23 protein-coding genes are annotated in these 26,846 nt (G+C 67.6%); 9 read left to right on the top strand and 14 right to left on the bottom strand.

Annotated features, from left to right (window positions below; genetic code table 11):
• Positions 1 to 204: 204 nt before the first annotated feature.
• The 10 genes from IEW98_RS10620 to IEW98_RS10575 form a co-directional block, all read right to left on the bottom strand.
• On the bottom strand, positions 205 to 2,442 hold the full coding sequence (locus tag IEW98_RS10620; RefSeq protein ID WP_188762915.1) for a GumC family protein: 2,238 nt from the start codon (positions 2,440 to 2,442) through the stop codon (positions 205 to 207).
• A 161-nt stretch (positions 2,443 to 2,603) separates the two neighbouring features.
• Entirely contained in the window at positions 2,604 to 3,257 is a 654-nt protein-coding gene (locus tag IEW98_RS10615; RefSeq protein WP_188762914.1) for a LuxR C-terminal-related transcriptional regulator, read from the bottom strand.
• A gap of 397 nt (positions 3,258 to 3,654) precedes the next feature.
• Complete coding sequence (locus IEW98_RS10610) at positions 3,655 to 4,782, bottom strand: glycosyltransferase family 4 protein (RefSeq protein ID WP_188762913.1); 1,128 nt, start codon at positions 4,780 to 4,782, stop codon at positions 3,655 to 3,657.
• A 1-nt stretch (position 4,783) separates the two neighbouring features.
• On the bottom strand, positions 4,784 to 5,467 hold the full coding sequence (locus IEW98_RS10605) for an HAD family hydrolase (protein ID WP_188762912.1): 684 nt from the start codon (positions 5,465 to 5,467) through the stop codon (positions 4,784 to 4,786).
• Positions 5,464 to 6,447, bottom strand: a complete 984-nt coding sequence (locus IEW98_RS10600; protein WP_188762911.1) for an ATP-grasp domain-containing protein — start codon at positions 6,445 to 6,447, stop codon at positions 5,464 to 5,466. The genes IEW98_RS10605 and IEW98_RS10600 overlap by 4 nt, the downstream gene beginning before the upstream one ends.
• Complete coding sequence (locus IEW98_RS10595; RefSeq protein ID WP_188762910.1) at positions 6,447 to 7,124, bottom strand: PIG-L deacetylase family protein; 678 nt, start codon at positions 7,122 to 7,124, stop codon at positions 6,447 to 6,449. Before IEW98_RS10595 ends, IEW98_RS10600 begins: the two co-directional genes overlap by 1 nt.
• Positions 7,121 to 8,026, bottom strand: a complete 906-nt coding sequence (locus IEW98_RS10590; RefSeq protein ID WP_188762909.1) for a methionyl-tRNA formyltransferase — start codon at positions 8,024 to 8,026, stop codon at positions 7,121 to 7,123. The genes IEW98_RS10595 and IEW98_RS10590 overlap by 4 nt, the downstream gene beginning before the upstream one ends.
• Positions 7,998 to 8,597, bottom strand: coding sequence for a sugar transferase (locus IEW98_RS10585; RefSeq protein WP_188762908.1), 600 nt, complete (start codon positions 8,595 to 8,597; stop codon positions 7,998 to 8,000). The genes IEW98_RS10590 and IEW98_RS10585 overlap by 29 nt, the downstream gene beginning before the upstream one ends.
• Complete coding sequence (locus IEW98_RS10580; protein WP_243450693.1) at positions 8,594 to 9,784, bottom strand: glycosyltransferase family 4 protein; 1,191 nt, start codon at positions 9,782 to 9,784, stop codon at positions 8,594 to 8,596. The genes IEW98_RS10585 and IEW98_RS10580 overlap by 4 nt, the downstream gene beginning before the upstream one ends.
• Positions 9,781 to 11,088 (bottom strand): glycosyltransferase, encoded by a 1,308-nt coding sequence (locus tag IEW98_RS10575; protein ID WP_188762907.1) that lies wholly within the window; start codon positions 11,086 to 11,088, stop codon positions 9,781 to 9,783. The genes IEW98_RS10580 and IEW98_RS10575 overlap by 4 nt, the downstream gene beginning before the upstream one ends.
• A 232-nt stretch (positions 11,089 to 11,320) precedes the next feature.
• Here IEW98_RS10575 and IEW98_RS10570 point away from each other — a divergent pair, with 232 nt between their 5' ends.
• The 6 genes from IEW98_RS10570 (at position 11,321) to IEW98_RS10545 (ending at position 18,782) form a co-directional block, all read left to right on the top strand.
• Positions 11,321 to 13,360: a polysaccharide biosynthesis protein gene (locus IEW98_RS10570; RefSeq protein ID WP_188762906.1), complete on the top strand. Its 2,040-nt coding sequence runs from the start codon at positions 11,321 to 11,323 to the stop codon at positions 13,358 to 13,360.
• Entirely contained in the window at positions 13,357 to 14,580 is a 1,224-nt protein-coding gene (locus IEW98_RS10565; RefSeq protein WP_243450692.1) for a DegT/DnrJ/EryC1/StrS family aminotransferase, read from the top strand. Before IEW98_RS10570 ends, IEW98_RS10565 begins: the two co-directional genes overlap by 4 nt.
• A complete protein-coding gene (locus IEW98_RS10560) occupies positions 14,580 to 15,419 on the top strand; it encodes a sulfotransferase (protein WP_188762905.1) in 840 nt (279 codons plus the stop codon). Before IEW98_RS10565 ends, IEW98_RS10560 begins: the two co-directional genes overlap by 1 nt.
• Positions 15,416 to 16,684 carry an O-antigen ligase family protein gene (locus IEW98_RS10555; protein WP_188762904.1) on the top strand — a complete coding sequence of 423 codons (1,269 nt, stop codon included), beginning with the start codon at positions 15,416 to 15,418 and terminating at the stop codon, positions 16,682 to 16,684. Before IEW98_RS10560 ends, IEW98_RS10555 begins: the two co-directional genes overlap by 4 nt.
• Positions 16,681 to 17,238 (top strand): polysaccharide biosynthesis/export family protein, encoded by a 558-nt coding sequence (locus tag IEW98_RS10550; RefSeq protein WP_188762903.1) that lies wholly within the window; start codon positions 16,681 to 16,683, stop codon positions 17,236 to 17,238. The genes IEW98_RS10555 and IEW98_RS10550 overlap by 4 nt, the downstream gene beginning before the upstream one ends.
• A gap of 119 nt (positions 17,239 to 17,357) precedes the next feature.
• Positions 17,358 to 18,782, top strand: a complete 1,425-nt coding sequence (locus IEW98_RS10545) for a glycosyltransferase family protein (protein ID WP_188762902.1) — start codon at positions 17,358 to 17,360, stop codon at positions 18,780 to 18,782.
• On the opposite strand, the gene IEW98_RS10540 is transcribed toward IEW98_RS10545, so the two are convergent.
• Both IEW98_RS10540 and IEW98_RS10535 read right to left on the bottom strand, forming a co-directional pair.
• Positions 18,779 to 19,639 (bottom strand): hypothetical protein, encoded by an 861-nt coding sequence (locus tag IEW98_RS10540; RefSeq protein ID WP_188762901.1) that lies wholly within the window; start codon positions 19,637 to 19,639, stop codon positions 18,779 to 18,781. The genes IEW98_RS10545 and IEW98_RS10540 overlap by 4 nt on opposite strands.
• Positions 19,639 to 20,802, bottom strand: coding sequence for a glycosyltransferase family 4 protein (locus IEW98_RS10535; protein ID WP_188762900.1), 1,164 nt, complete (start codon positions 20,800 to 20,802; stop codon positions 19,639 to 19,641). Before IEW98_RS10535 ends, IEW98_RS10540 begins: the two co-directional genes overlap by 1 nt.
• A 219-nt stretch (positions 20,803 to 21,021) precedes the next feature.
• Between IEW98_RS10535 and IEW98_RS10530 the strand changes: the two genes are divergently transcribed.
• Genes IEW98_RS10530 through IEW98_RS16770 form a run of 3 tightly spaced genes read left to right on the top strand, consistent with a single transcriptional unit; the run spans position 21,022 to position 24,946 of the window.
• The gene (locus tag IEW98_RS10530; RefSeq protein WP_188762899.1) at positions 21,022 to 22,251 is read left to right on the top strand and encodes an outer membrane beta-barrel protein; all 1,230 of its coding nucleotides are present in this window, start codon (positions 21,022 to 21,024) and stop codon (positions 22,249 to 22,251) included.
• A complete protein-coding gene (locus IEW98_RS10525; protein WP_188762898.1) occupies positions 22,248 to 23,600 on the top strand; it encodes a lipopolysaccharide biosynthesis protein in 1,353 nt (450 codons plus the stop codon). Before IEW98_RS10530 ends, IEW98_RS10525 begins: the two co-directional genes overlap by 4 nt.
• Entirely contained in the window at positions 23,597 to 24,946 is a 1,350-nt protein-coding gene (locus tag IEW98_RS16770) for a pectate lyase (protein WP_188762897.1), read from the top strand. The genes IEW98_RS10525 and IEW98_RS16770 overlap by 4 nt, the downstream gene beginning before the upstream one ends.
• On the opposite strand, the gene IEW98_RS10515 is transcribed toward IEW98_RS16770, so the two are convergent.
• Both IEW98_RS10515 and IEW98_RS10510 read right to left on the bottom strand, forming a co-directional pair.
• Positions 24,837 to 25,886, bottom strand: coding sequence for a glycosyltransferase family 2 protein (locus tag IEW98_RS10515; RefSeq protein WP_188762896.1), 1,050 nt, complete (start codon positions 25,884 to 25,886; stop codon positions 24,837 to 24,839). The genes IEW98_RS16770 and IEW98_RS10515 overlap by 110 nt on opposite strands.
• Positions 25,880 to 26,821, bottom strand: coding sequence for an NAD-dependent epimerase/dehydratase family protein (locus IEW98_RS10510; RefSeq protein ID WP_188762895.1), 942 nt, complete (start codon positions 26,819 to 26,821; stop codon positions 25,880 to 25,882). Before IEW98_RS10510 ends, IEW98_RS10515 begins: the two co-directional genes overlap by 7 nt.
• Positions 26,822 to 26,846: the final 25 nt, after the last annotated feature.

Here is a 26,846-nt window from a genome sequence, read left to right as displayed (position 1 = left end):
CTATGACCACCCGACCCCACGCGCAACCCCCTTTCAACCCAACATGACAGATTTTTGAAAGCCAAGAGGGAAAAGGACATGGAAATAGTGGGAATTGAAGGAGGAGAGGGCGCACCCGTTGCCGATTGCGGCCCACAATCAGCCCGCAAAGGGGGCGAATCACGACCGCCGCCACCCGGACCACCCTGCCCTGTCCCCCAATGCCTAACTTTGGCGCTGGGTCGCCGGCACACCGAAGTAGGATGAAAAGTCGGAGAAGTGCTGGAGCTGGTCGCCATAGCGTGCTGCGGAGTGCCTGCGAAAATCCACCCGGCTGATCACCGCCAGCGGCACGATGCCCCCCAACAAACGTCGCGCTGCCTTGGCGATCTCCGGCGTGGTGTGACCCCAGCGGATGACGAGCAAGGTCTGGTTGGCGAGTACGCTTAATCCCTTGGCGTCACGGACGGCGAGGATTGGCGGTGCGTTCAGAATGACCAGGTCGAAGCGTTCGCGCAGCGCCCCAATGATCTCGCCGACGCGCGGCGACGACAACGCTGCCGATGGATCGTCGATCACGCGGGTAACTCCGACGACCGACAAGCGTGGCAGGTCGTCATTGGCCTGGATGATGGCATCGAGTTCGCTGCGATGAAACTTGCGCTCGGACATCAGGCAATCGACCAGGTCGCCGCTGCCGGCCGACATCGAAAGCGTTTCGAGCACTGTCGGGCGCCGCAGGTCGAAATCGACGAGCACCGCCCGGCGGCCGAGCGTTGCCGCGGCAGCAGCCAGGCTGGCGGCGATCAGTGTCTTGCCATCGCTCGGCAATGGCGATGTAATGACGATGCAGCCGCCACGCATTGGCAATCGCTCGACGATGTCCATATAGAGTGCGCGCGATGCCTCGACAAAGATCGAGTTGGGCTGGCGGGTGAAGAGCTGGGTAATCGGGATCCGCATATCCTTCCGGCCGAGCTCGGGCATCATGGCCAGCGTATCGAGCCCGATATGCTCGGCCACCTGGTCGGCGGTACGCAAGCGGTTGTCGAGCATCTCTGCGGCAAAGGCGAACAGCAGCGCCAGCATCGAACCGGCGACGGCGGCGACGCCGATGATGCGGCCGGTACGCGGCTCGCTGGGATCGGCACCGGCAATCGCCTTGCCGACGATCGTCACGTCCGGGCGGATCACCCGTTCGCGGCTGCGCAGTTCCTGCAATTGCGCCAGCTGGGTCAGGTACAAGGCGCGATTGGCTTCGGCGCTGCGCCGTAGATCGTCGACGCTGACGCTGGCGTCGCCGGCCCGCACGGCTTCGGCGCGGACCGAGCCCAGGTCGCTGGCGATCTGGCCTTCGCGGGCGCGGTTCGCCGCCACGTCGGCGCGGGCGTCGCCCTGGACGCGCGCCGTTTCGATGGCGAGGCGGCCGGCGACGTCGCTGCGTTGTGCCGTCGCCGCGATCATGTCGGGGTGGCCGGCACCGAACTGCGACTGCAACTCGGCAATGCGCTTGTCGAGCGTCGCCATCTGCGAGCGCAAGTCGTTGAGCAGCGGCGATGTCGCCGTGCCGGTGCTGGCGCCCGCCGAGGCAATGCGGATTTCGGCCCCGACGCGGGCGGCGCGGGCCTCGGCCAGCTGCGCCGAAAGCCGATCGATCTGACCCGTGTTGGCGGTGTCCGCAGGTCCCCTGGCAGCGACGCCGCGTGACCGGCTATAGGCCACAGCGGCGCGTTCGCCATCGACCGCCTGCTGGCGCAATTCGTCGGCGCGCAGCTCGGTTTCGGCTATGCGGCGAGCGGTTTCCGACCGGGCTTCCTTCTGCAACCGCTTGAGGTGGCTGCCGGCAATACTGTTGGCTATGCGCGCCGACTTTTCAGGATCGACCGTGGTGACAGCGACTTCGATAAGGTGCGACTGGCCGATGCGGTCGATTTTCACCCGGTCGAACAGACGCTCGACGACCCCGCCCATGTGCTGAGCTTCGGCATCTTCCGCGTCGAGCACGGGCGCGCGCCGGGTCGTACCGAAATACCGCGAATACCATGGCTTTTCAATGACGGGTGCGAATTCCGGATCGATGTCGAGCTGCATGTCCTTGACGACCATGACCCCTAGCGGTGCCGCGGTGAGCAGGTTCATGTGTGTCGAGATCCGGAGTTCGTCGAGTGGGCTGCCCGGGCGCAGTTCACCCGTCGCGACTTCCTCGATACCTTGCGAGGTAACCTGCAAGGTGGTGGTGGCGGTATAGAGCGGCGTTGCGCGGAGCAGGAACAGCATCACCCCCGCGACAACGGTCGCCAGCGTCAGGAGAACGACGAGGCGGCGCCGGACCAGGATGTTCCAGACGTCACCGGCGCCGACGTGCGCCGCAGGACGGGTCGTATGGGACTGGCTCGCTGCCGGGTGGGCGTCGAAACCTGTCGCCGCGCGACTACCGAAGAATGATGTGCCGGAAGAAGCCATGCCGATTACCTGTCGAAGATCTGGAGCCCTTTTCCATATGTTAACAGCACGGCACACCGGGGCCGACGGCGCACACGGATGAGATCCCAAAGGTTGGAACTGTCCCGCGGCCATCCGAGGCGCAAGGCATCGGATGGCGATCGAGGCGGGTCAGGCGCGGTTCAAGCGGCAATGAGCCGTTCGTTGACAGCCCAGATTGCGGCCTGGGTCCGGTTGGATAATTGCAGCTTGCGCAGGATCGCCTTTACGTGTGCCTTTACAGTGGCTTCGCTGACAGACAGGCGCCGGGCGATAAGTTTGTTCGCCTCGCCGTGAACGAGATGTCCGAGGATTTCCAGTTCACGATCGGTCAGATCGGCGGTCATCCGGGCCGCGTAGAAATCGATCTTGCCGGTGTTGGCGCGAATGTCGGTCATCGCCAGAACCACCTGGGAAGGAACGATCTTCTCGCCCATCATGATCAATTTCAGGGCGCCGACCATCGGCGCGCAGGAAATTGCCTTGGCGAGATAGCCGTCGACGCCGGCAGCAAAGGCGCGGGAGATCGATTCCATGTCATAGCCATCGGCCATCATGACCAGTCGCGAATTCGGGAAGGCGAGCCTTAGTAATCCGCAGTCCTCGATACCCTCGTCGCAAGTCTGGGCGTCGACGATGATAAGTTGCGGCATGGTGCCATCGCGGCCGGCTATCTCCGATGTGTATTCGGGAACCGCGGCCATAACGGTAAAACCTTCGGATGCCAATATTCGAGACAGCCCTTCACGAACGATCTCGTTACGTCCGACAATTACGACGTCGGTATCGATCACCATAGACATCAAGATATACTCCCCCATAAGTTGAGCGCCGCTTCACAATTCGGAAAAGTGCATTCCCGACTTGATCGGCTCAAACGACCTGCGACCCCCCGGCTCTTTGGCTGGCTTGCTCTGCTGCGTTGCTATATCTTCTATGTACGGAACTTAACATTTTGGTTGCAATTAGCAACCCTGAGAAGTGGCCCCAGAATGACTAGCAAGTGGTAGAGAGCCTCAATTTGCCTATCCGAAAGGGGCATACATGGCATCACAACGGCTTGGAAAAGGCTCATCCGGGCGCATCGCGGGTTTCAAGTTCGCCACCTTTGGGTCGGTACGGACCGATTCGCAGTGCGGTGGGAGCGTGTTCGGGAGATGCGTACCGATGTGCACATGATTGCCCCTGTAGGCCTCAAGTCACGGCGACGGGACCATCGGCGATCGCCGGCGATTGTGCGGGTTTTCCCGTCACGCTGTTATCCAGCAATGCGTCCCACTGTGCAAAGATCGCCGGCGCTGCAAAACGCCGGGCGCTTATTGACGCCGCCGTGCCCAGCCGGTGGCGCAAGGCGGGGTCGCCCAGCAACCGGTCGATCGCCGCGGCCATCGCCGACACATCTTCGGGCGCCACCACCAGGCAGTCGACATCCCTGTCCGCAAGCACCGCGACGCCATAGTCGCAATCGAAAGCCACCACCGGCAATCCTGCCGCCATTGCTTCCGCCATGGCATTGCCAAAGCCTTCGAACCGCGATGACAACACGAACGCCGACGCCGATGCGATCCAGTCGCCGGGCTTGTCGGACAGTCCAGGCAAACTGGCCCGGTCGCCAATCCCGAGCGCTGCGACCTGGGCCTCGAGATCGGCGCGGCGCGGCCCCTCCCCCCAGATCACGAGATCCCATGCGGGATGAAGTGCGGCGACGACGGCAAAGGCCTGCAACAGGAGGTCGAAGCCCTTCTGGGCATCGAGGCGGCCGACAGCCACCAATGTCTTGCGGCCTTCGGGTTCCGGCCGGCGCGGCCAGCAGGTGATCGGGTTGGCGATGACGACGCCGGCGGCGGCCTGGCTTCGCGACAAGGCTTTGCGGCTGGCTTCGGTCTGCAGGACCAGGGCTGCAGCGCTCGGGTAAAACAGCGAGCGCAGCAATGGCCAGATCGGATGCGCCTGTTGGCGATCGGGGTTATTGCGCTCCGAAACGATGACGGGAATGCCAAGGCCCATCGCCGCGATCAGCGTCGTGACATTGATCTTGAACAGGAAACTGACAACGATATCGGGTCGTTCGGTGCGCAGGATCCGGCGCAGCCGCATGGTTCGCCTTGCCAGCAGCCCGATCGGGCTCGACCCGCCCGGTGGCAGCCCGAGCCGCAGTTGCGACACGCCGGCGCCGAAATCGTGGAACACCGGGTCCGATTCGCTGTCGAAGGCGATGACGGTGACGCGGTGGCCATTCGCGGTCCAGTGCCCGGTCAACAGTGCCAGGACCCGTTCCGCGCCGCCGGCGCCAAGACTGGAAAGCAGGATCGCGATATGCATGTCAGGCGAAATCGAACTGCAGGACGCCGGTGAGTTCGGCGAACGAGGCAATGACCGCATCGGCGGCGTGATCGGCGGTCGCCGGTGGGCCGGCGTGGATCGCGCCGGGGCGGACGATCTGCACGGTGCGCCAGCCAAGCCGCCGCGGTGCGACGAAATCCTTGGCGGCATTGTCGCCGACATAGACACAGTCGCGTCCCGCCACGCCGCAAGCGTCCTGAATATGGCGAAAGCCGCGATCATGCGGCTTGCGATATTCGCTGCCCCATTCGTCGCTGAGAACGAGCGGCGACAGCCCTGCCCTGTCGAGGCCCAGCGCGGCGATCTTGCGCGACTGGCTGGCGACGGGTCCATCGGTGAGCAGCGCCAGCGCTGTTCCGCGCGGCGGTGCCGACAACCAGGCGGCGGCGTCGCGCTGCAAGGCGATATACGGGACATGACGGCGATAGACATCGACCAGTCCGGCAACGAGGCCCGGCCACGGCGAAACACCGAGCTCGGCGAGGCTGGCGTCGAAGATGGTGCCGCGCTGGCCTGCCTTGAACCGCCGCCACGCCGCGGCGGCAAAGCCGGTCTTGCCATGTTCGGCCAGCAGCCAGTCGCCGACTGCCACGAACCCGCTCAGCACATAGTCGCGCTCCAGATAGAGCGTGTCGTCGAGATCGAAGACGATGACCCTGTTCATGGCGCCACGAACACGGTCGAATCATAACGCAGCATCATCACATCCGCCTGCCAGTCGTCGGTCGCCGTGACCGGGCGGGCCAGCGATTCCTCGATCAGCCAGCGGGCAAAATTGGCGCCGGCGCGGTGGGCGAGCGGATAGCCACCGCCGAAGCGCGCGTTGATCTCGAAGATCGACGCCGTGCCGTCGGGGGCGACCATGGCCTGAAAGCACAACGCCCCGCGCGGTTCGGGCAGCACCGCCGCGAGATCACGCGCCAGGCGGAGCAGGCGCGGATTGCGGCGGGTGATGCCCTTTTCGACTTCGCCGCCGCGCACGCGCAGGCGTTCATGGGCGATCGCCGAGCACAGGCTGCCCTCGCGGTCGAAAAACATGTTGATCGTATATTCGCTGCCGGCCAGCAGCGCCTGTGCCAGCATCGGCTCCGGAAATGTCTCCCCGTCGAGGCTGGCGAGCGAATCGACGGCGCGGACACCACGGCTGGCGCTGCCGTAGCGCGGCTTGACGAACAACGGCCCTGGCCAGTCGAGCGGCTTTGCCAGTGCTTCCTCGACCGGCAGGGTGCGCGGCGACGGCAGGCGATGACGGGCAAGGAAGTTGGCCGTCGCCAGCTTGTCGGTGCACATCGCGACGAGCGACGCCCCGCTGAGTGCCAGCTGCGCCCCTTCGTCGGCAAACAGCGCCGCAGAGCGGGCCAACGGCAGCAATTCCGGGTCGATCGTCGGCACCACCAGCCCGATGCCGTGCGTCCGCACCGCCGCGGCGATGGCCGGCACATATTCGTACGACGTCACGGGCGGCACCGCGAACGCCATGTCGGCGCGGTGGCAGGCGGCGCTGAGCTCCGGATACTGGTCGCAGGCGATGACGACGAGCGCGACGCCGATGCTGTCGGCGGCATCGCGAAAGCATTCGATGAGTTCGACGCGGCGCCCGGCCGACGTCACCAGCATCCGCAACTCGCTGCGCGCGGCGTGCATCAGCCGACCTCCCTGACGAGCACAAAGGCTTCGGCGGCGGCGCGGTGGACGGTGGCGCCGCGCAGCCGGGCCAGCGCCGACAAAGCTTCCACCGAGCGTTCGGCCGGAAAAGCGCGGACCTGCGAGGCAAAGGCGGCGAACGCGGCGAGCTTGGTTTCGAGCGTGTCGGCGATATCGATAAAGACATTGGGCGTGAACGCCGGGGTCAGGAACGGCGCGTTCCAGTTGGTTTCCGACAGCGTTTCATAGGCAAGGATACGCAATGGATAGACCGGTCCGGCCGGGCGCGCGGCGACCATCGCGGCTTCGAAGACCAGCTGGTGATCGCGGTGAATGTCGCCGGGAAAGGGCACGAACAACGTATCGGGCCGTACCGCGACGACAAGATCGCCGATGGCGCGGTTGAGCTCGGCGTGCGGCAGGCGATCGAGCCCGGCGGCCGGCAACCCGAGATAATGCGTGTGAGCGATGCCGAGCCGGGCGTGTGCGGCGCCAGCCTCGGCGCGCACCGCGGCAACCTGTTCGGCGGAATATTGCGGCGGCTTGCCTTCGGTGACGATGGCGACCTCGACGCGCGCACCAAGGTTCGCCAGCCGCGCCATGACCCCGCCGACGCCGAGCACCTCGTCGTCGGGATGCGGCGCCAGCACCAGCGCCCGGGCGATACGGTCGATCACGCCTGCGCCCCCAGGATTTCGTGCCGGCGCGGGCGATTGCCCTGCCAGCCGCTGACGAACAACGCCCGGCCATCGCCGCACATCACCGCAAAGCCGTCGTCGCCGCGCTCGATGACCTGGCCGGCAGCGGCGACATGGCGGCTGCCATCGGGCCAGTAGCGCGTGGTCCACACCGTCAACGGTCCCTGCGTCGTGGCGGTGGCGGCGCCGGGATACGGGCGCGTCACGGCCCGGACCAGCCGATCGACCACCGCGGCAGGCTGATGCCAGTCGATACGGCCGTCCCGTGGCCCGCGCCGCGCCGCCCAGGTTGCATGGCGCTCGTCCTGCGGGGTGCCCGGCAGGCTGCCTGCCGCAAGGCCCGGCAGCGCATCGTCCATCAGCCCTGCGAGCGCCTTCATGTGCCCGGCATAGAGTGTCGTTGCGGTTTCGTCGCTCGCGACATGAAAAAAACGCTGGCCGATGATCGGGCCCGAATCGAGTCCCTCGTCGACACGGAACAAGGTGCCGGCGGTGATCGCCTCGCCCTGCAGGATGGTCCAGGGAATGACGGCGCGGCCACGCAGCCGGGGCAACGGCGCCGGGTGATAGCCGATGATGGCGCCGCCCGCCGCCGCGATAAATTCGGCGCGGCAGATCTGCGACCAGCCGATGACGAAGGCGAGGTCGGGTGCCAGTGCGGCGACCCGCGCGGTAATGCCGGGCGCGTTGCTGTCCGCGGCATGGATCAGCTCCGCCCCGGCGCTGGCGGCGGTCGGTGCCAGGTCGACGAAATCGCTGTGGCGCGACGCCAGCTCGGGCGGCAGGGTGATGACCGCCGCCACCTGCCAGCCAGGTGCCCGCGCCAGTGCCGCCAGCGCGACACGCGTCGATTCAACCGCGCCTACGACGATTGCCCGCATGGCCACCCTCCGTCACCAACGACCCGCGGCGTTCGCCCAGCGCCACGACGCCCAGGGTCCGGACGATAATCTCGATATCAACCATTGGCGAGCGGTTCCGCACATACCAGAGGTCGAGCTTCAGTTTTTCGGCATCGCTGAGCAGGGTATTGCCGTTGACCTGCGACCAGCCGGTCAGCCCCGGGCGGACAAGGGCCCGGGTCGTCCCGGCAAACCCCATCCCCGCAACGGTGGAGGGCAGCAGCGGCCGCGGCCCGATCAGCGCCATGTCGCCCTTCAGCACGTTGAAAAGCTGCGGCAGCTCGTCGAGGCGCAGGCGCCGCAGCCAGCGCCCGGCCGCGGGGGTTCGGACGGCATCATCGGCAAGCGCCCTGTCCGGTGAGCGCGGCGGCGTCATGGTGCGGAATTTCCACAACAGGAAAACCGAGCCGCGTCGCCCGGCGCGGTGCTGGCGGAACAGGATCGGCCGTCCCAGGCCAAGCGCAACGATGCCCGCCGTAACCAGCGCCAGCGGCACGGCAAGCGGCAGCAACACCAGCACGGCCGCGGTATCGAGGACGCGCCGGATCATGCCAGCGCCCGGTCGCGCGGCTGCTGCGCCTCGATGGGCGTGCTTCGGTCGAGGTCCATCGTCGCCATCAGCTGGCGGTTGACCAGTGCAACGTCATAACGGTTTTCGGCGCGATCTCGGCCACGCGCGCCCATCCGCGCCGCCAATTCTGGGTCCCGGGCGAAGCGCCGCATCGCCTCTGCCAGTGCGGCGGCATCCCGGACAGGCACAAGATAGCCGTTGTCGCCATCGCTGACGGCATCGCGGCAGCCCGGCGCATCGGTGGTGATGACGGCCCGGCCGATCGCCATCGCCTCGAGGATCGTCCGCGGCAGGCCCTCGCGGTACCAGGTCGGCAGGACGAACACCGTCGCGGCCGCCAGGTACGGCACCACGTCACGGGTTTCGCCGAGATATTCGATGACGCCCTCGGCGCGCCAGGCGTCGAGGTCGGCAGCCGGCAGCCCGGCCGGATTGGCATCGGGCGGGCCGAGGACCTGGAATCGCAAACCTGGATATTCGGCGCGCAGCACCCGCGCCGCCGCCACATATTCGCGCAGGCCCTTGTTCACCAGCAGGCGCGCGACGAGCAGGAAAATCGGCGGCCCCGGCGGCAGCGGCGCCTGCGCGAAACGGCCGATATCGATGCCGGAGCCGGGGACCTGCACGACCGGCAGACCCGGCGGCAACATGCCGTGGCGCGCCATTTCGGCGCCGTCGTCGCTGTTGAAGACGATGACGGCCTGCGCCCTGGCCAGGGCCGCGCGGTACAATCGAGCCAGCACGCGGCGCAGCAATCGACCGCTGCCGGCACCATCGTCGGTAAAGGCATGGCCGAGGCCGCTGACCATGGCATAAAAGCGCGCGTGCCCGGTCAGCCGCGCCGCGATGCCCGAATAGACGATGGGCTTTTGCGTATAGGCGAGGATGACATCGGGCCGGACCGCGCCGATCAGGCGGACAAGCGCGGCCAGCGTACCAAGGTCGGCGACGACACTTTGCGAGGCGCGCTGCATCGGCACCTGGACATAGTCGACGCCCATGCCCTTAAGAACGCGCGAGATCTCGGGATCGACATCCGGGGCGGCCGCAGTGACATGGTGGCCGGCAGCAACCATGTCGGCAAGCAGGCGACCGCGGAAATTGACCAGCGACCAGGCGAGGCTGGCGACGACGAGGACGCGGCGGGGCTGATTGTCCGGCATCATCGGCGGCCGGTGGCGCGATGGTAGGCTTGCGCAGCCTCGCCGGCATAAAGCCCGGCGTAGCGCTCGGCGATGCTTTCGAGCGAGAATTCGGCGATGGCGCGGGTGCGTGCCGCAAGGCCGAGCATGCGGCGGCCGCTGGCGCCCAGCCGGGCGAGCTGGCCGAGTGCGTGGGCGAGCGCGGCGATGTCCCCCGGCGGCACCACTAGCCCGGTTCGCCCGACGACCCAGCCGGCATCGCCGACATCGGTGGTGACGCAAGGTACCCCGCACGCCATTGCTTCGCCTATAATGTTGGGAAAGGCCTCGCCCCAGGACGACGGCAACGCGACGACATCGAGGCCGGGCAACCAGTGCGCCACATCGGCGCGTTCGCCCGACAGGGTCATGCGATCGGCCGGCAGTTGCGCCAGTGCCGCCGCCGTCGCCGGCGATGCCATGAGCGTGGCGCTATCCATGCCGTTGCCGACGAGCAGCAGGTGGAGGTCGTGCCCCGCCTTGCGCGCCAGCGCGGTGGCGGCGATCAGGTTGTCGACCGATTTCATCGGGTGGTTGCGGGCCACCATGCCGACGACGACTGCGCCGCTGCCGATACCGAAGATCGTGCGAAGCCGTCCTCGCGCGGCGGGATCGGGCGCAAAGGCAGTGCAGTCGAAGCCGTTGGGGATAATGGCCTGCCGCCCGGCGTCGAAGCCGATCGCGGCATATTGCGCCGCTGCGACCCGGCTGTTGTAGATGATCGCCCGCGGACGGTGCGAAGTACGCGCCTGCAGGCGCAGGATGGCGCGAACGCCGCGCGGCTCGACGTCGATGTCGGCGAGCGAGTGCCGGACATTCCACAGCACCGCCGGCCGCCCCGGCTGCAGCCTGGCAGCGACCGACGCCGCAAGGTTGCCGTGGTGCATCCAGCCCTGCAGGATCGCCGGCTGGACGCGGCGAACGATGGCCGCCAGCCGCGCCAGCGACCCGATGCCGGGCAAGGCGCGCTTCATGCCGAGCGTGTGAATGGGTATGCCCGCCGCGCGGATACGCTCGGAGACGGTGCCGGGGACCAGCAGTGACAGCACCTCCTGCCGCAAGCCGCGGCGCCGCGCCGCCGGGTGGCCGACCAGCTTGGCGAGCATCGTCTCGGCGCCGCCGGTGTTGAGCCCGGTGATGATGTGAAGCACCGTTACAGGCGTACTGTCGGAGCCCCCCGGCAGCGCGGGATCGCTCCATCCCACGCGGCGATCGTCGCCTTGCGCGTTGCCGCGATGAGCATCGCCCCCCGCGTCGCCGCGGAAGGCATCGACGCGAAGGGCGCGCATGAACTCCATGGCCTTGCATAACCCCCGCACCCGGCGTGTGCGCGGGCACATGCGGCGCATATACTTTGGAGCCCGGCAAAGGTTGCACCTGAATTAACGGGCGCCGATGCCCGTTCGGATAATGCCCGGAATGCCCAGCTTTTTGCCGGACTCATTGGCCTATGTTGCACGCATCACGGTCGCAGCGGCGGCAGTCAAGCCACAGGTACGGCACAGGATTTGGGGTATCGGGATGGGGGTTGCAGAAAAACTCGGGGTCAGGATCACGGGACGCCGTATCCGCTACCTGGCGCTGGCGGGGCTCGATGTCCTGTCGGCAACCGGCTCGCTGGCGCTGGCGCTGTTCCTCCGCATGAACGGCCATATCCCGCCGGCGATGCTGGACGGCTTGGTCACCGCGCTGCCGGTCGTCGCGCTGGTCTCGGTGATCGTCTTCCACCTTGCCGGGCTATATAGTCATGTCTGGCGCTATATGTCGGCGACTGCGTTGCCGGCGATCCTTGTCGCGGCCGGTGTCGCCATCGGGGCGTCGACGCTGATGCTCGCTGCCGCCGGCCGGGCCGAATGGCTGCCGACATCGGTGCCGATCATCCAGTGGTTCGTCCTTGTCGCCGGGCTGGCGGGCGCGCGGCTGGCGCGGCGGCTGGTTGCCGATCATCTCCGCGGCCGGCGCGCCGCCGAACCCGCCGGCGATGGAGTCGCCGTCACGCGCCGCCGCGCGCTGCTGATCGGCAGCGGCGACCGCGTCGAAGTGGCATTGCGCCAGATCGAATCGAACCCGTCGGCCGGCCTTGTCGCGGTCGGCATCCTCGACGATGTCGCCGGGCACCTCGCGCTCAAGGTTCGCGGCGTGCCGGTGCTGGGCGATCCCGATGCGCTGGCCATCGCGGTCAAGCGGCTCGAAGTCGCTGGCCAGCGTCCCGACTGCATCCTGCTGGTGGACGACCCCGGGCGGCTGGTGGGTGCCAGCCTGGTGCGGCTGGTCGGCGAGGCCGAGAGCCTCGGGCTGACGGTGTCGCGGCTGCCCGTATCGGCCACGCCCGAAAAGGCCAGCGCCGACGGCGTCTTCACCCCGCTCGATTTCGCGACGTTGCTCGGCCGCGCGCCGCGCATCGCCGATACCGCCGGCATCGCCAATTTCGTCGCCCACCAGCGCGTCATGGTCACGGGCGCCGGCGGCACCATCGGCCGCGAGCTGGTCAACCAGATCGCCGCTGCCGGCCCCAGCGAGATCATCCTGCTCGATGCCTGCGAATTCAACCTCTACAGCATCGACCAGGAGCTTTTCGAAAGCTACCCGCACATCCAGCGTGCCGCGGTGCTGTGCTCGATCCGCCAGCGCGGCAACCTGATGAACGTCTTCGCCAAATACCGCCCCAACCTCGTGTTCCACGCAGCGGCGCTCAAGCATGTGCCGCTGGTCGAGGCCAACGCCTGCTCGGGCATCCAGACCAATGTGCTGGGCACCCGCAACGTCGCCGACGCCGCCAAGCGCTACGGCGCGCGCGCCATGGTCCAGGTGTCGACCGACAAGGCTGTCAACCCCGTCGGCATCATGGGTGCCAGCAAGCGGCTGGGCGAACTTTACTGCCAGGCGCTCGATCTCGTCGGCATCGACAAGCCCGTCCAGACACGCTTCCTGACAGTGCGTTTCGGCAATGTCGTCGGCTCGAGCGGCTCGCTGATCCCGCTGTTTCAGCGCCAGCTCAGCCGGCGCGTGCCGCTGACCGTCACCCATCCCAAGATCCGCCGCTATTTCATGACCGTCCACGAGGCCGTGCATCTCATCCTCCAGGGCGCGGCGCACGCGCTCCAGCACAATTCGCACCATGGCCTGATCTTCGTCCTCGACATGGGCGAACCGATCCCGATCATCGACATCGCGCGCCGCATGATCCGCCTCGCCGGCCTCGTTCCCGACAAAGACGTCCAGATCGACATCGTCGGGCTGCGGCCGGGCGAGAAGCTTTACGAGGAGCTGTTCGACAGCACTGAAAAACGTCTCGCGTCGTCGCTGCCCGGCATCTTCGCCGCCGAGCCGGTGTCCATCGAACTGTCGGTGCTCAATGCGATCTTCGACCGGCTTGCCGCCGCAGCCGCCACCGACGATGCCATCGCCGTGCGGGCCATCGTGACGCAACTGCTGCGCTCAGGGCCGCTTTCGGCCGATTGCAGCACCGCGGCTCCGGACATCGAGGTCGCAGTTCCGGCAACCCCGGTCCTGGCCCAGCCAATTCTGGCCACCGCCACCTTCGAAAGCGCGCGGACGTGAGAGCCGAGACCGTGCTGCAAGGGACCGGAAGCCCAGGACAGGCGCCCCTGCTGGCGATCCCGGCATCACGCTGGCCGGTCCACGACGAGGACGAGATCGAGGCAGTCGTCGCGGTCCTGCGCTCGGGCCGCGTCAACGCCCTCCACCACGGCGACGAAGTCCGCGCCTTCGAAGCCGGCTTCGCCGCGCTTTCCAACCAACCCCATGCCATCGCCATGGCCAACGGCACGGTCACCCTCGAGATCGCCCTGCGCGCCCTCGGCATCGGCGCCGGCGACGAAGTCGTGGTGACACCGCGCAGCTTCGTCGCGTCGGCTAGCGTCGTCGTCGCCGTCGGTGCAACGCCAGTCTTCGCCGATGTCGATCCCCACAGCCAGGGCATCGCCGCCGCCGGCATCGCCGCGGTCCTGACCCCGCGCACCCGCGCCATCCTGCCGGTCCATGTCGCCGGCTGGCCCTGCGACATGGACGCGATCATGGCGCTGGCCCGGGACAACGACCTCCGCGTCGTCGAGGACTGTGCCCAGGCCCATGGCGCGCGCCTTGGCGGCCGCCCGGTCGGCTCGTTCGGCGACGCTGCGAGCTTTTCCTTCTGCACCGACAAGATCATCTCGACCGGCGGCGAAGGCGGCATGCTCGTGTTGCGCGATGCCGAGGTCCACGCCCGCGCCTGGTCGCTCAAGGATCACGGCAAGCAACTGGCCGCGCCCCAGCCGCCCGGGCCGCAGTTTCGCTGGCTGCATGGCAGCTTCGGCAGCAACCACCGGATGACCGAGATGCAGGCCGCCATCGGACGCCGGCAACTGGCGCGCCTCCCGGCCACGCTGGCGGCACGGCAAGCGCGCGCCGATACGCTCGACGCTGCGCTCGGCAATCTGGCCGCATTGCGGCTGACGGTTCCGGAACCCGATATCGAGCATGCCCGCTATAAATACTACGCCTTTATCCGGCCAAAACTGCTGCGTGCCGGCTGGGACCGCGATCGCATCGTCAAGACGGCGATGGCGCAGGGGCTTCCCTGCCAAGCCGGCATCTGCCCCGAAATCTACCGCGAGCAGGCCTTTGTCGCGGCCGGCCTGGCGCCGCCGCAGCGCCTGCCGATGGCGCGCCTCCTCGGCGAAACCAGCCTGATGCTGCCGATCGACCCGACGCTTTCCACCGACGACGTCGCCCTCATCGGCAGGCGGCTCGCGGCCATCATCAACGAGGGGACAGCGTGATGGCACGCGCCGCCCGCCTGCCGCAGTTCGTCATCATCGGCGCGGTCAAGGCCGCGACGACCTGGATCGCCCATCAATTGCGCAGCCAGCCGTCGATTTTCCTGCCCAAGGCCGAGCCGCATTTTTTCAGCAGCAACTATGATCGCGGCGCCGGCTGGTATTCGGGCCTTTTCGCCGACGCCGGCGACGACCTGCTCATCGGCGAAAAATCGGCCGATTATCTTGCCCATCCCCGTGCCGCCCAGCGACTCGCGCACGACCTGCCCAAGGTTCGGCTGGTCGTGCAGCTGCGCAATCCCATCGACCGTGCCTATTCGGACTATTGCATGCTGTACCGCCGCGGCTCGGTCGATGGCCAGATCGAGCGCTACCTCGGCAATACCGGCGAACAGCCGCGCTTCCTGACCGGTGGCCTGTACCGCCAGCACCTGGCGCGCGTGCTCGAACATTTCCCGGCCGAGCAGCTGCAGATCATCCTGTATGACGACATCCGCGCCAAGCCCGAGGCAACGCTACACCATGTCGGCAAGCATATCGGCGCGCGGGCAGCGCTGCATCCCGTCGCCATCGACGAGTACCAGAACGACAGCCGCGCCCCGATGCTGCCGCTCGCGGTGCGCAAGCTGATGGCACCGATCAAGCCGGCAATCGCGCCCCTGCGCTCATCGCCGCTGTTCGCCGCCGTCCACCGCCGGCTGTCGCGCCCGGTTGCCTATCCGCCGCTGACCTCCGACCTGCGGCTGCGGCTGCGGGACTTTTATGCCGAGGACGTCCGGCAACTCGGCATGATGATCGGCCGCGACCTGCGGCCGTGGCTGGCTATGGGCAAGTCGGAATGACGATTTCGGCGCTCCCGCGCGGCGCGGCCTCAAGCCAGGTGGCCGCCCAACGGCAATTCCTGCAGCGCGCCGCGATGCTGGCGATCGCCGGCGGGGTGTTCTTTACCTCCTACCTTAGCTGGCGCCCGTTCGAGGAGCTGTTCACCCTCAGCGACGCGCTGTTCTGCATGGGATTCGGCCTGTTGCTGGCGGCCGGGCGCCTGCCGATCCAGCCCTTTGGCCATATGACCGCGGCCTGGCTGCTGGCTTTTGCGATGATGATCTCGGCGCTGTTCATCAGCAGTCTCGTCAACGGCGATGCCACCCGCTGGCTGACCGTCGCGCTGCAATATGGCTTTGCGCTGGTCCTGCTGCCGCTGCTGTTGATGGCCGACAGCGAAGATGACCTGCTGCTGTTCGGCCGGGCGCTGGTCGCCGGCGTCACGGCAATGGAGGCCTTCGGCATCCTCGTTTATTTCTTCTATGCCGGCTCCTACGCGGACATGCAGAAATTCGGGCCGGAATTCATCACCGGCGGCCGGCGGCTCGGCGCCTTCCTCGCCGATGGCAACTGGAACGGCGTCGTCATCGCGATGACCCTGCCCTATGTCATCCACCTGCGCCGCCGCCGCGCCATCGGCCTTTACGCCGCCGTGATCGCCACCGGCATCCTCGGCACCGGGCTGGTGCTGGCGGCGTCGTTCACGGCGTTCGCCGCAGCGGTGCTGTCGTTGCTGATCTATGCCATCGTCGCCGGCGCCTGGCTTTCGCCGCGGATGATCGCCGCCGGCGCAATCCCGGTCGCTGCGGTGCTGTCGTTCGGCGTGACCCTGCCCGAGGCTTTCGGGCGCCGCGTCGCGCCCGCGCTCCAGCACGGCGACATCGAACAGGCCGGGACGTTCGTGGGGCGCATGGATCTCGTCCGCGAGGCGTGGGAGATGATCGACCATACCAGCCTGCTCGGTCTCGGCGTCGACCAGTTCCGCGTCGTCAGCATCGAACACGCGCCGGTCCACCAGATCTACCTCCTGCTTTGGACCGAGGGCGGCATCTTCGCTTTGATGGGCTGGCTACTGATGGTCTTCCTGCTCATCGCGACGGCGGCAATGGCAGTCAGGCGCGATCGCGGCGATGCCGGTCTCGCGCTGGCGGTGAGCTCGACGTTTCTCATCGCCTCGACTGCCAGCCCGCATATGTACTCGCGTCACTGGCTGGTGCCGGTCATCATCGCGATGGGATTTGCGACAAGCGCCCGCCAGCGTGCGACCAAGGGGAACGCGACATGATCCGGCACCTGTTACTGGCATTCCTGCTTGTCCTCGGGCTCGGCCAGCCGGCGCTCGCCGCCAAGCTGCCGCCCATCACCGATGCCGCTGCCGGGCCCTATCGCCTCGGCACAGGCGACGAGGTCCGCGTCACCATCTTCAGCCTCGATGCCGCCAACAACAGCTATGCCATCGGCGACGACGGCACGATCTCGATCCCGCTGGTCGGCCTTGTCGGCGCCAGCGGCAAGTCGATCGGGGAACTCGAAACGGCGATCGTCACCGCGCTGCGTGAAAAGGACCTGGTCCGCCAACCCAGCGTCAGCGTCCAGGTCACCAAGTATCGGCCGTTCTTCATCCTCGGCGAAGTCCAGAAGCCCGGCCAATATCCCTATGTCCCCGGAATGTCGGTGCTGACGGCGGTGTCGATCGCCGGCGGCTTCACCTTCCGGGCCAAGACCGACAGCGCGGTGATCGTACGCGGCCAGGACAACAAGATGGCGAAGGGCAAGGCGACCCCCGAGACGCGAGTCCAGCCCGGCGACACGATCAGCATCGCCGAAGGCTGGTTCTGAACATCCGGTCCGTTCCGCACCCGGCACCCGCCGCGACCGCGCATCGCGATCGGCGCCCCGGCACCTGGCTGCTCGCGGCGGCGGCGCTGCTCGTTGCGGCAGCGCTGTTCGCCCGGCTGATGGCCGAACCGCTCCGCCACGACGAGCAGATGTTCTTCCCCGCCGGAATCCTGTTTGGGTCCGGCGACCTGTACCGCGACTTCGGGTTCAATCACCTGCCCAATCTGCCGATCATGCTGGCAGCGGTCGACGCCCTGTTTCCGGCGCGTCCCTTCCTCGCCGGCCGCGCGCTGGTCTTCGTCGCCTGGCTCGCCGCCGCCGCGCTGGTCGCGGCCATCGGCTGGCGAGCGACGCGCAGCCGGATGATCGCGGCACTCGGCGTGCTGCTGCTGGTCACAAACCCGCTGCTGATCGACCGCTCGGGGACGCTGATCACCAACAACTTCCTGCCAATCCCGTTTGCGCTCGGCGGCCTGCTGGCGTTCCTCGCCGGTGCCGACCGCGAACGCCCGCACGCCGCGCTGCTGTTCCTGTCGGGGTTCCTGCTGGCGGTGGCGATCGGCCTCAAGGCCAATTTCGTCGCCATCATGCCGCCCTTTGCCGTGGCAGCCCTGCTGGTGCCCCAAAGGATCGGCCTCGCCCGGCGGCTGCGCCTCGTCACGCTGCCCCTTATCGCCGGCGGCATCATCGGCGGCCTACCGACGCTTTACGCCTTTGCGGTCGATTCCGCCGGCTTCGCCGCGCATGTCTTCAGCTATCATCGCGGGCCGCACCACGCCTGGGCGATGCAGCAGGAAGACCTTGTCGTGTCGTTCAAGGACCGGTTCCTGCTGGCGCAGTCGGTGTGGGGCAGCGGCGCGACCTTGCTCACCGCGCTGGTGATCGTCGTTGCCGGATTGCAGCTGTTGCGGCGCGGCTGGCGGCCACGCTGGCCCGTCATGCTGACCGCCGGGCTGGTGCTGGCCGGCATCATGGTAGCGTTCGTTCCGACGCCCTCGTTCCCGCAATATTTCACCCCGCCGCTGCCGTTTGCCATCGTGCTGATGCTGCTCCTGCTCGGCGAACTCGGTCCTGGGGAACGCACGTCCGCGGCGCCGCTGCTAGTCGCCGTCGCCGTGCTCGCGATCGTCACCGGCGGGCCGCGGCTGCTGGCCGAACTGCCGCTGCTGGCACGCCCGGCGAAATGGACAGGCAACAGCGTCCACCGCGATTCGGTGGCCATCGTCGCCGCCGCGCGCGGTCGCCCGATTGCGACGCTATCGCCGGTATACGCCCTCGAGGCCGGCGGCACGATCTATCCCGAGCTTGCCGCCGGGCCGTTCGTCTACCGCGTCGCCGACCTGATACCGGTCAAGGATCGCCGCCATTATCGCCTCGTCTCGCCGGCGGCGCTGCCGGCGCTGCTCGACGCCAACCCGCCGGGCGCGGTGCTCGTCGGTCTTGAGGAGCATCTCGACGATGGGCTGCGCGAATATGCGTCGACCAGGGGCTATGTCCGGCAACCGCTGGAACGCCCCGAACTCGAGCTTTACGTGCGGCCCTAGCTCCGCCGTTGGCCGGGCACCAGCGCCTCGATCTCGCTGCCAGCCCCGATCCGCCGCAGCACCGCCAGTTGCCCATCGCCGCCCATGCGGAAAATCGTGGCGCGGTTGACGCCGCGTGATCCCGGCGCGGGGCTGCGGGCCAGCACCAGCAGGGCGCCCGGCCCGCGCAGGCGCTCGATCAACCGGGCTATCCCGAGCGCGGTGCGCTCCTCCCCGAACACGTCGGGCAGCAGCACGTTGGCGGCGCGCACGACATCGAAGGCACACAGGTGATGCTGCGGCGGCGCGGCAAAGATGTCACCCTCCTCGCACGAAATCCCGCGGTGGGCGGCGACTTGCGGCGCCACCAGCTGGATCACCGACGCCGACGCCATGGCGCGCTCAACGTCGCCGCGGGCCCGCACCCGTTCGAACCAGCGGTTGGCAGCGGCGGTGACCAGCCAGAATTGCGTCGCATAATCGAGCCGCCGCCGCCACGGCCGCACCGCGCGCCCGGCGACAAGATGCTGGAGCAGCGCGCCATCGCCGTCGAGCAGGACCGCATAGCGCGGCGACAGCCACACCAGCCGCGCGGTCAGCGAGATATCGGTCATCGTCATCGCCGTCCGGTGCCCGGCGGCATCCAGCGCCTCGACGAGCTCGAGCGTCGTCGTCCCCGACGACGCGCCGGCATCGAGCGCCGTTACCGCCATGCCCGGCGGCAGCGCCGCGACGATAGCGCGATCGACATCGGGCAAGCGCCGCGCACTCGTCGTCTTGAAGATACCGCCCGGCAACCGCAGGCTCGCGAACAATGCCCGCTCCGCAGTGTCCGACAGCGCGGGAACAGCGGCGGCAAGGCTGTGGATATGTGCCATCAGGCGGCCACGAGGTCGCGGTAAAGGCATTCCACCGCCTCGGCATGGGCATCGACGCTGAATCGCTTGCGGGCTTCGTCGGCCGCAATTCGTGCCATCGCCGCCGCCCGCCCAGGCTCGAGCAACGCGGCAATACCCCGCGCAAACGCCGCCGGGCTGTCGCGTTCAACCAAAATCCCGGTTTCGCCGTCACGGATCGCCTCGATATTTCCGCCGGACGCTGCCGCCACCACCGGCGTCCCGATCAGCATCGCCTCGATCAGCGTCCGTCCGAACGGCTCGTCGACGGCAGTGACGACATTGACGTCGCACGCGGCGATCCACGGCTCGATGGGCCGGCGAAAACCCATCAGGCGCACGCAGTCGCCAAGATCGAGCCGGTCGATCGCCGACCGCATCCGCGCCTCGAGCCCGGAGTCGAGTTCCGCGCCGAACATCAGTCCGACAAAGCGCCGCCCCGGCATCGCCAACCGCAGCGCCGCCACCGTCTCGATAAACACCAGCGGGCGCTTTCGGGCAGCGAAATGCCCGAAGAACCCCAGCACAATGGTATCCGCCGGCACGCCCAGTTCGCGCCGCGCCGCCGCTGCAGCCGCGGAATAGTCCTGCCCCCGGCGCCATTCGAACGGACTGTGAATTACCGTCGTTCGCGCTGCCGCCGACACCAGCCCGGCCGGCGGTGCTGCAAAGCGCGAAACCGACACCACCCGGTCGGCAACCCACGGCGCCAGGTACCGCAAACCCCGCGCTCCCGGATTGCCGCGGTGATGCCACAGCATCGGCACCCCTGCGGCGCGCGCTGCCAATCCCCAGGCGACGTGCATCCGGCCCTCGTTCGTGTGGACGATATCGACGCCCCGCGCTTTCAGGAACCGCACCCGTTCGGGCAAGCTCATCAGCAGATTACCGCCCATCGGAAACAGCGCCGGCGGCCCTGCTTCAAACGCCAACCCGCGCCCTGTCAGCATTTCCGCAACCGCGCCGCCGTCACCGTGGATCAGCACCAGCGGCCGGAACTCGGCACGATCGAGGCTCTCGATCAACATCGCCGCCGAAATATGGCTGCCGCCGACCAGCCCGCCGACGAACGGAAACAATATCGTCAGCGGCCGATCGCCGGCAACGGGTGCAGCGTGCGTGACCTGTTCAGCCCTGGTTGCCAAGACGCGCTCCGCTCAATCGTTCTCGCCCGATAGATAGTCGCTGCGCTCGCCTGCCCCTCCTGCAATTCCGGACAATATCCCGACAGACAACAATATTGCCGCGCCGGGTAATTACCCCGATGCCCCGCTGGCCGAACCCGAAGTGGGGTTTGTCGGACACCGGCCGCCGCTTATGATTTGGTCGCGCAGACGACAATCCGGGGGACGAACAGGACGATCATGAATCAGGGACATCGATCACGGGCGGTGACGATCCTGCTGGCCTCGTTTGCCATGCCGATCACCGCCGGCGCACAGGACATCCAGCCCGGCCAGTCGATCCGCGACCTGCCGCGCCCGGGCTATGAAACCGGCCGCTGGCGGGTCGGCAACGTCATCCTGCTGCCGACGCTGTCGGCAAGCACCACCTATGACAGCAATGTCTTTGCCACATCGGTTAATTCCATCAGCGACGCGGTGTTCGACATTCGCCCGCGCATCGAAGCCCAAGGCCTTGGCAGCGACCTCAAGTTCAACGCCGATGCCTATGTCAACGCCCGGCTGCTTGCCGAACAGACGACCGAAGACATGGTCGCCTTCGGGGCCGGCGGCAGCGGCAGCTATATCCTCAACCAGCAGACCAGCCTCCTCGCCGGGCTGCGCTTCGACCGCGATTACCAGCGCCGGTCCGACCCGGAGGCCGACCCGGTCCTGCGCGAACCTGCCCTGTTCAACACTTTCGCCGCCAACGCCGGCTTCCGCTGGCAAGGCAACAACATCCTGCTCGGCCTGAACGGCAGCGTGCAGGCCGTCAACTTTCTCGACGTCAGCGAGGACGACCGCGACCTGACGACCTGGCGCGGCGCGCTGCGTGTCGGCTATGCGGTCTCGCCCCGCATCGGCTTCTATCTCGAGCCCTATGCCAACTACCGCAACACCCGCCTGCCGGTCGATCGCAACGGCGTCGACCGCGACATGAAGACCTTCGGCGCGCTGGCCGGCGTCACTTTCGACATCACCGATCGCCTGCGCGGCGAAGTCGGCGCCGGTGCTTTCAAGGCCAACCCGGCCGGCACCCTCGAATCGTTCACCGGCCTTGCCTTCGCCGGCAAGCTGTCTTGGTCGCCCGCTGTCCGCACCCAGATTTCATTTAACGCCTTCCAGGGCGATGTCGCGACGATCCAGTCGGGGGCCAGCGGGCGTATCGATTCGCGCATGCGGGTGCGGATCGACCAGGAGATCCGCCACAATTTGCTGTTCAATGCCGGCGCCGGGTACCAGCGCACGAGCTATCGCGGTAACACCGACCGGCGGCTGCGCATCATCGCCGCCGACGCCGAGCTCGAATATCTCGTCTCGCGCACCATCTCGATTTTCGTCGCCGCCTCGCATGAATCGCGCACGGCAACGTCGCCACTCGACCAGTTCGACCGCACCACGGCGGGGATCGGCATAAGGCTGCGAACATGACGACGCCAGCGACGGGTTGGCAGAAACTCGTCGGCCATGCCCGCGGCTCGCTCGACGCCCCCTTCCGCCGACGCCTGGTCACCACCGGGCATCTCCTGTCCGGCAGCGCCGCGAGCGCCGCCTTCGGCCTTGCCGCCGCCGCACTCACGGCGCGCGCCCTCGGGCCGTTTGACTATGGCGTCCTCGCGCTGGCGCTCACCTTCGTCCACGCTGTCGAACGCTTCGTCACCTTCCAGTCGTGGCAGCCGCTGATCCGCTACGGCGCCACCCTCGACCCCGTCGCCCAGAAGGACGACCTCCGCTCGCTCCTCAAGTTCGGGCTGATGCTCGACATCCTCGGCGCGCTCGCCGCTGCTGCGGTCGCAATCGCCATCGTCCTCATCGGCGCGCCGTGGTTTGGCTGGCCGAATCACTTCATCGCCGTAGTGCTGGTCTGTTGCACCGTGCTGCCCTTCAACCTCGGCGGCACCCCGACCGCCGTGCTGCGCATCTTCGGCCATTTCCGCGTCGCCGCCTATGGCCCGGCGCTCGGCACGCTCGTCCGCGTGCTGCTGTGCGCCGCCGGGCTGGTCGCCGGATTCGACCTCATCATCTTCGCCGCGATCTGGACCGGAACCCAGGCAATCAGCGCGCTGGCGCTGCTGGCAACGGCGTACCGGGTGCTGCGCCAGCACGGCGTCACCAACGTCCTCGGTGCATCCCTGTCCGGCGTGACCACCCGCTTCGAGGGCATCTGGGGCTTTGCCTGGTCCACGAACCTCTCGCTCGGCGTTCGCTCGAGCGCCAACCAGCTCGACGTGCTGATTGTCGGCGCCCTCGCCGGCCCTGCCGCCGCCGGTCTCTACCATATCGCCAAGCGCGTCGGGAAACTCGCCGAACAGGCCAGTGCCCAGATCCAGACCGTATTCTACCCCGATGCCGCGCGACTATGGGCCGCCGGCGAGACGAAAGCGCTGCGCCTTGCCGTCATGCAGGTCGAATGGCTGGTCTTCGGCTTCGGAGCGATAGCCACCATCATGCTGTGGTTCGTTGCCGAGCCGCTGCTGCGCCTCACCGCCGGGCCCGCATTCGTTGCCGCGACGCCGCTGCTCATCGTCCAGATGATCGCCGTGACGATCATGATGATGGGATCGGCGTCGCGCTCGGCGCTGCTCGCCATGGGCCGCCAGCGCCAGGCGCTCCACGCGGTCCTGCTCGGCACCGCCGCATTCCATGTCAGCGCGCTGCTGCTGGTGCCCCAAATCGGCGCGATGGGAGCGAATATCGCGCATATCATCATGGGGACGATCGTGGCAGGGCTGCTGGTGATCGACTTCCGGAGGCAAACCAGGACGGGCCCGGCGCTGTGAAGAGCATATCGACACTGACCGCCGGATTGCTGCTTGGCGCCGCACCACTGCTTGCAAAACCATCCTTCCCCGGCGCCGAGGGCCATGGCCGCGAGGCGCGCGGCGGCCGCGGCGGCGCCGTCATCGCGGTGACCACCCTCGCCGATGCCGGCCCCGGCTCGCTGCGTGCCTGCATCGACGCCGCCGGGCCTCGCGTCTGCATCTTCCGCGTCGCCGGCGTCATCCGCTTCACCACCGAACGCCCGATCATCCGCAATCCCTACCTCACCATCGCCGGCGAATCCGCCCCTGGCGACGGCATATTGCTCACCCATGCCGGCGGCCCGACCGGCCTGTCGCCGATCGCTCTCAAGAAGACCCACGACATCGTCATCCGCCACATCCGCGTCCGCATGGACCGGCGCGGCGACAACCGCGGCAGCAATTCGGGCGTCTCGCTCGAAAGCGCCCGCAACATCATGATCGATCATGTCAGCACCAGCTGGGCGCTCGACCAGAACTTCGGCGCCTATGCCTTCAACGATCGCGTCACCGTGTCGTGGTCGATCTTCGCCGAAGGCATCCCGCCGCACGACAAATGCGCCCTGATGGCCAGCCATCCCGGCAAGCCGCAGCGCTTCAGCTTCATCCGCAACCTTTGTGCCCATAACGGCGACCGCAATCCCGACGCCAATTTCATGCCTGGATCATGCGTCGAGATCGTCAACAACGTCTTCTACAACGCCGAATCGCAGTTCACCGAGATCTGGGGCAGCTGGGGCGGCACCCCGGCCAGCGTCATCGGCAACACCTATCGCCGCGGTCCTAACACCATCGCCGCCGCCGCCGCGATCGATCGCCCACTCATCGGCGCCACCGGCATGGCGCGGATCTACCAGGCCGGCAACAGCCTCGACGGCGTCGCCGCGCTGTTCACCCCGTCGGCGCGGCTCGCGATCGCCGCGTCGCCGTCCTGCCCGGCCGCAACTACGCCGACCCCCGCCGCCGCCGCCTATGCCGCCGTTCTCGCCGGCGCCGGTGCCCAACCCCGCGACGCCGTCGACGCCCGCATTATCGGCGAAGTCCGCAGTCGTAGCGGTGTCATCGTCCGCGCCCCCGGCATCCTGCCGACAATCGCCGGCGGCCTCGCCGAGCCCGACACCGACGCCGACGGAATGCCCGACGACTGGGAAGCCCGCAACGGCACTGACCCGAACGCCGCCGACGCCTGGGACGATGCCAATCGCGACGGCTGGCTCAACCTCGAGAATTTCCTCGACGCGCGTCACCGTCGCCTGACGGCAACACAGCGTCGGCTGACGGTTCGCGCCAAAGCTGCGTCGCCATCGCTGGTTCGCCGAAATTGATGCTGTCCTCGATGATCGGCCGCGGACGCCTTTTTGCCTGCATGAAGATCCGCCCGACATATTCGCCGATGATACCGAAGCACATCGCGTTGAGCATGATCGACAGCAGCAGCAACAGCGTCGTCGTCGCGAACCCGGCAGGCCATTCCTGCCCGAACGCCAGCCGCGCCACCAGGTAGCCGCAAATCAGGAAGAAGGTCAGCGCACCGACCACCAGCGCGATCCCCGACGCGATCCGCAGCGGCACCAGCGAGTGATTGAGCAAGCCGTCGACCGCCATGGCGAGCATCTTGCGGAACGGGAATTTGCTGTCGCCGGCAACGCGGTCGGCGCGGTCATAAACAAAGCCGACCTGCGAAAATCCCATCGCGCTGATCAGCCCGCGCACATAGGGCGAGGTGTCCTCGACCTCGCGCAATTCATCGAGGATGCGGCGATCGACCAGCCGGAATTCCCCCGCATCGAGCGGCAAATCATCGTCGCTCATCGCCCGCAGCAGCCGATAGAACAGCTGTCGCGCGCTGCGCACGACAAGACCATCGGGCAACGACCGCCGCACGCCATAGACGACCTTGTGGCCCTGCCGCCAAAGCGCCAGCATCGACGGGATGTGCGACGGCGGGTCCTGCAGGTCGCAATCGACCTGGATGGCGCAATCGCCGCGCGCCCGCTGATAGGCGACCAGCACCGAATGGTGGTAGCCGCAGTTGCGCGAGAAACGGATCACCCGCACCCGCGGATCGGCGGCGGCGATGTCCTGCAGTATGGCGAACGTCCGGTCCGACGAATGATTGTCGGTGAAGATGATCTCGCATTCATGCCCCGGCAGATCGTCGCAGACCGCCGTGACGGCGCGATAGGCGCGCTCGACATTGGCCTCCTCGTTGAGCGCCGGGATGAGCACCGACACCAGCACCGGGACGGGTGCGGACGTCAGCATGTTTCGACCTGCCGGGCGCGCACCCGGTGCCACTGGACCGTGCGCGCGATACCCTCGGCAAGCGGGATCTGCGCCGACCATCTGCAGACCCGGCGCGCCAATGCTCCCGAGCCGCGAAGATCGGGCACGCCGCCCTGCGCCGATGCCGTTGCCAGCTCGACCAGGCGAGGATCGGCGCCGGTCGCCTCGCAAACCAGCGCCGCGACGTCCGCCATCGCCGGGGCAATGCCGGTGCAGATATTGACCACCGGCGCTTCCGGACGCGCCGCCAACGCCTCCAGCCCCGCAATTGCATCATCGACATGGATCAAATCGCGGCGATCGCCCGACCGGGCAATCCGGCTCGGCTCGCCCGCGAGGCAGTGCTCGATCAGGCCCGGCAGCAGGAATCGCTGCGACTGGCCCGGGCCATAGACCAGCGCCAGCCGCGCCGTGACCGCAGCGAAAGGCAATCGCGGCCCCAGCATCGCCATATAGTGACTCGCCGCGACCTGCCCCGCCGCATAGGCGCTCTCGGGATGCTCGCGCTGCGTCTCTTCGTACGGCGCCGCAATCGGCCCATATTCGGCCAGCGACCCGGCCCGGACGAATACCTGCGGAGGTCTCGCCGCCGCCGCACACGCCGCCAGCAAAACCAGCAACCCGGCAAGATCGTCATCGACGCTGCCCAGCGCATCGGCAAGGTTGGGCCGCATTGCCCGGCGATCGCCGACCGCCAGGTGAAAGACGCTGTCCGGACACGCTGCCGCCACCGCCCGGTCCACCGCCGCCCGGTCGGTCAGCGCCAGCGGATGCACGGTGATGGCATCGCCGAAACGCGCCAGCCGCGCCAGGTCGGTCGTCGGCCGCACCAGCACATGGACGACATCGCCGCGCCCCAGCCGCACGGCAATCAGATGCGCCCCGAGGAAGCCCGCACCGCCGGCTACCAACACGCGCGATGGCGACCGCCCCGGGGCC

The organism is Sandarakinorhabdus glacialis (assembly GCF_014643455.1).
GTDB lineage: Bacteria > Pseudomonadota > Alphaproteobacteria > Sphingomonadales > Sphingomonadaceae > Sandarakinorhabdus > Sandarakinorhabdus glacialis.
Note: the sequence above shows the minus strand (reverse complement) of the source record. Positions and strands in the feature narration are given on the sequence as shown.

Excerpts from the sequence above, each read along its gene's own strand:
- IEW98_RS10620 (WP_188762915.1), bottom strand. The coding sequence starts at position 2,442 with ATGGCTTCTTCCGGCACATCATTCTTCGGTAGTCGCGCGGCGACAGGT.
- IEW98_RS10615 (WP_188762914.1), bottom strand. The coding sequence starts at position 3,257 with ATGGTGATCGATACCGACGTCGTAATTGTCGGACGTAACGAGATCGTT.
- IEW98_RS10610 (WP_188762913.1), bottom strand. The coding sequence starts at position 4,782 with ATGCATATCGCGATCCTGCTTTCCAGTCTTGGCGCCGGCGGCGCGGAA.
- IEW98_RS10605 (WP_188762912.1), bottom strand. The coding sequence starts at position 5,467 with ATGAACAGGGTCATCGTCTTCGATCTCGACGACACGCTCTATCTGGAG.
- IEW98_RS10600 (WP_188762911.1), bottom strand. The coding sequence starts at position 6,447 with ATGCACGCCGCGCGCAGCGAGTTGCGGATGCTGGTGACGTCGGCCGGG.
- IEW98_RS10590 (WP_188762909.1), bottom strand. The coding sequence starts at position 8,026 with ATGCGGGCAATCGTCGTAGGCGCGGTTGAATCGACGCGTGTCGCGCTG.
- IEW98_RS10585 (WP_188762908.1), bottom strand. The coding sequence starts at position 8,597 with ATGATCCGGCGCGTCCTCGATACCGCGGCCGTGCTGGTGTTGCTGCCG.
- IEW98_RS10580 (WP_243450693.1), bottom strand. The coding sequence starts at position 9,784 with ATGATGCCGGACAATCAGCCCCGCCGCGTCCTCGTCGTCGCCAGCCTC.
- IEW98_RS10575 (WP_188762907.1), bottom strand. The coding sequence starts at position 11,088 with ATGCGCGCCCTTCGCGTCGATGCCTTCCGCGGCGACGCGGGGGGCGAT.
- IEW98_RS10570 (WP_188762906.1), top strand. The coding sequence starts at position 11,321 with ATGGGGGTTGCAGAAAAACTCGGGGTCAGGATCACGGGACGCCGTATC.
- IEW98_RS10560 (WP_188762905.1), top strand. The coding sequence starts at position 14,580 with ATGGCACGCGCCGCCCGCCTGCCGCAGTTCGTCATCATCGGCGCGGTC.
- IEW98_RS10555 (WP_188762904.1), top strand. The coding sequence starts at position 15,416 with ATGACGATTTCGGCGCTCCCGCGCGGCGCGGCCTCAAGCCAGGTGGCC.
- IEW98_RS10550 (WP_188762903.1), top strand. The coding sequence starts at position 16,681 with ATGATCCGGCACCTGTTACTGGCATTCCTGCTTGTCCTCGGGCTCGGC.
- IEW98_RS10545 (WP_188762902.1), top strand. The coding sequence starts at position 17,358 with ATGGCCGAACCGCTCCGCCACGACGAGCAGATGTTCTTCCCCGCCGGA.
- IEW98_RS10540 (WP_188762901.1), bottom strand. The coding sequence starts at position 19,639 with ATGGCACATATCCACAGCCTTGCCGCCGCTGTTCCCGCGCTGTCGGAC.
- IEW98_RS10530 (WP_188762899.1), top strand. The coding sequence starts at position 21,022 with ATGAATCAGGGACATCGATCACGGGCGGTGACGATCCTGCTGGCCTCG.
- IEW98_RS10525 (WP_188762898.1), top strand. The coding sequence starts at position 22,248 with ATGACGACGCCAGCGACGGGTTGGCAGAAACTCGTCGGCCATGCCCGC.
- IEW98_RS10515 (WP_188762896.1), bottom strand. The coding sequence starts at position 25,886 with ATGCTGACGTCCGCACCCGTCCCGGTGCTGGTGTCGGTGCTCATCCCG.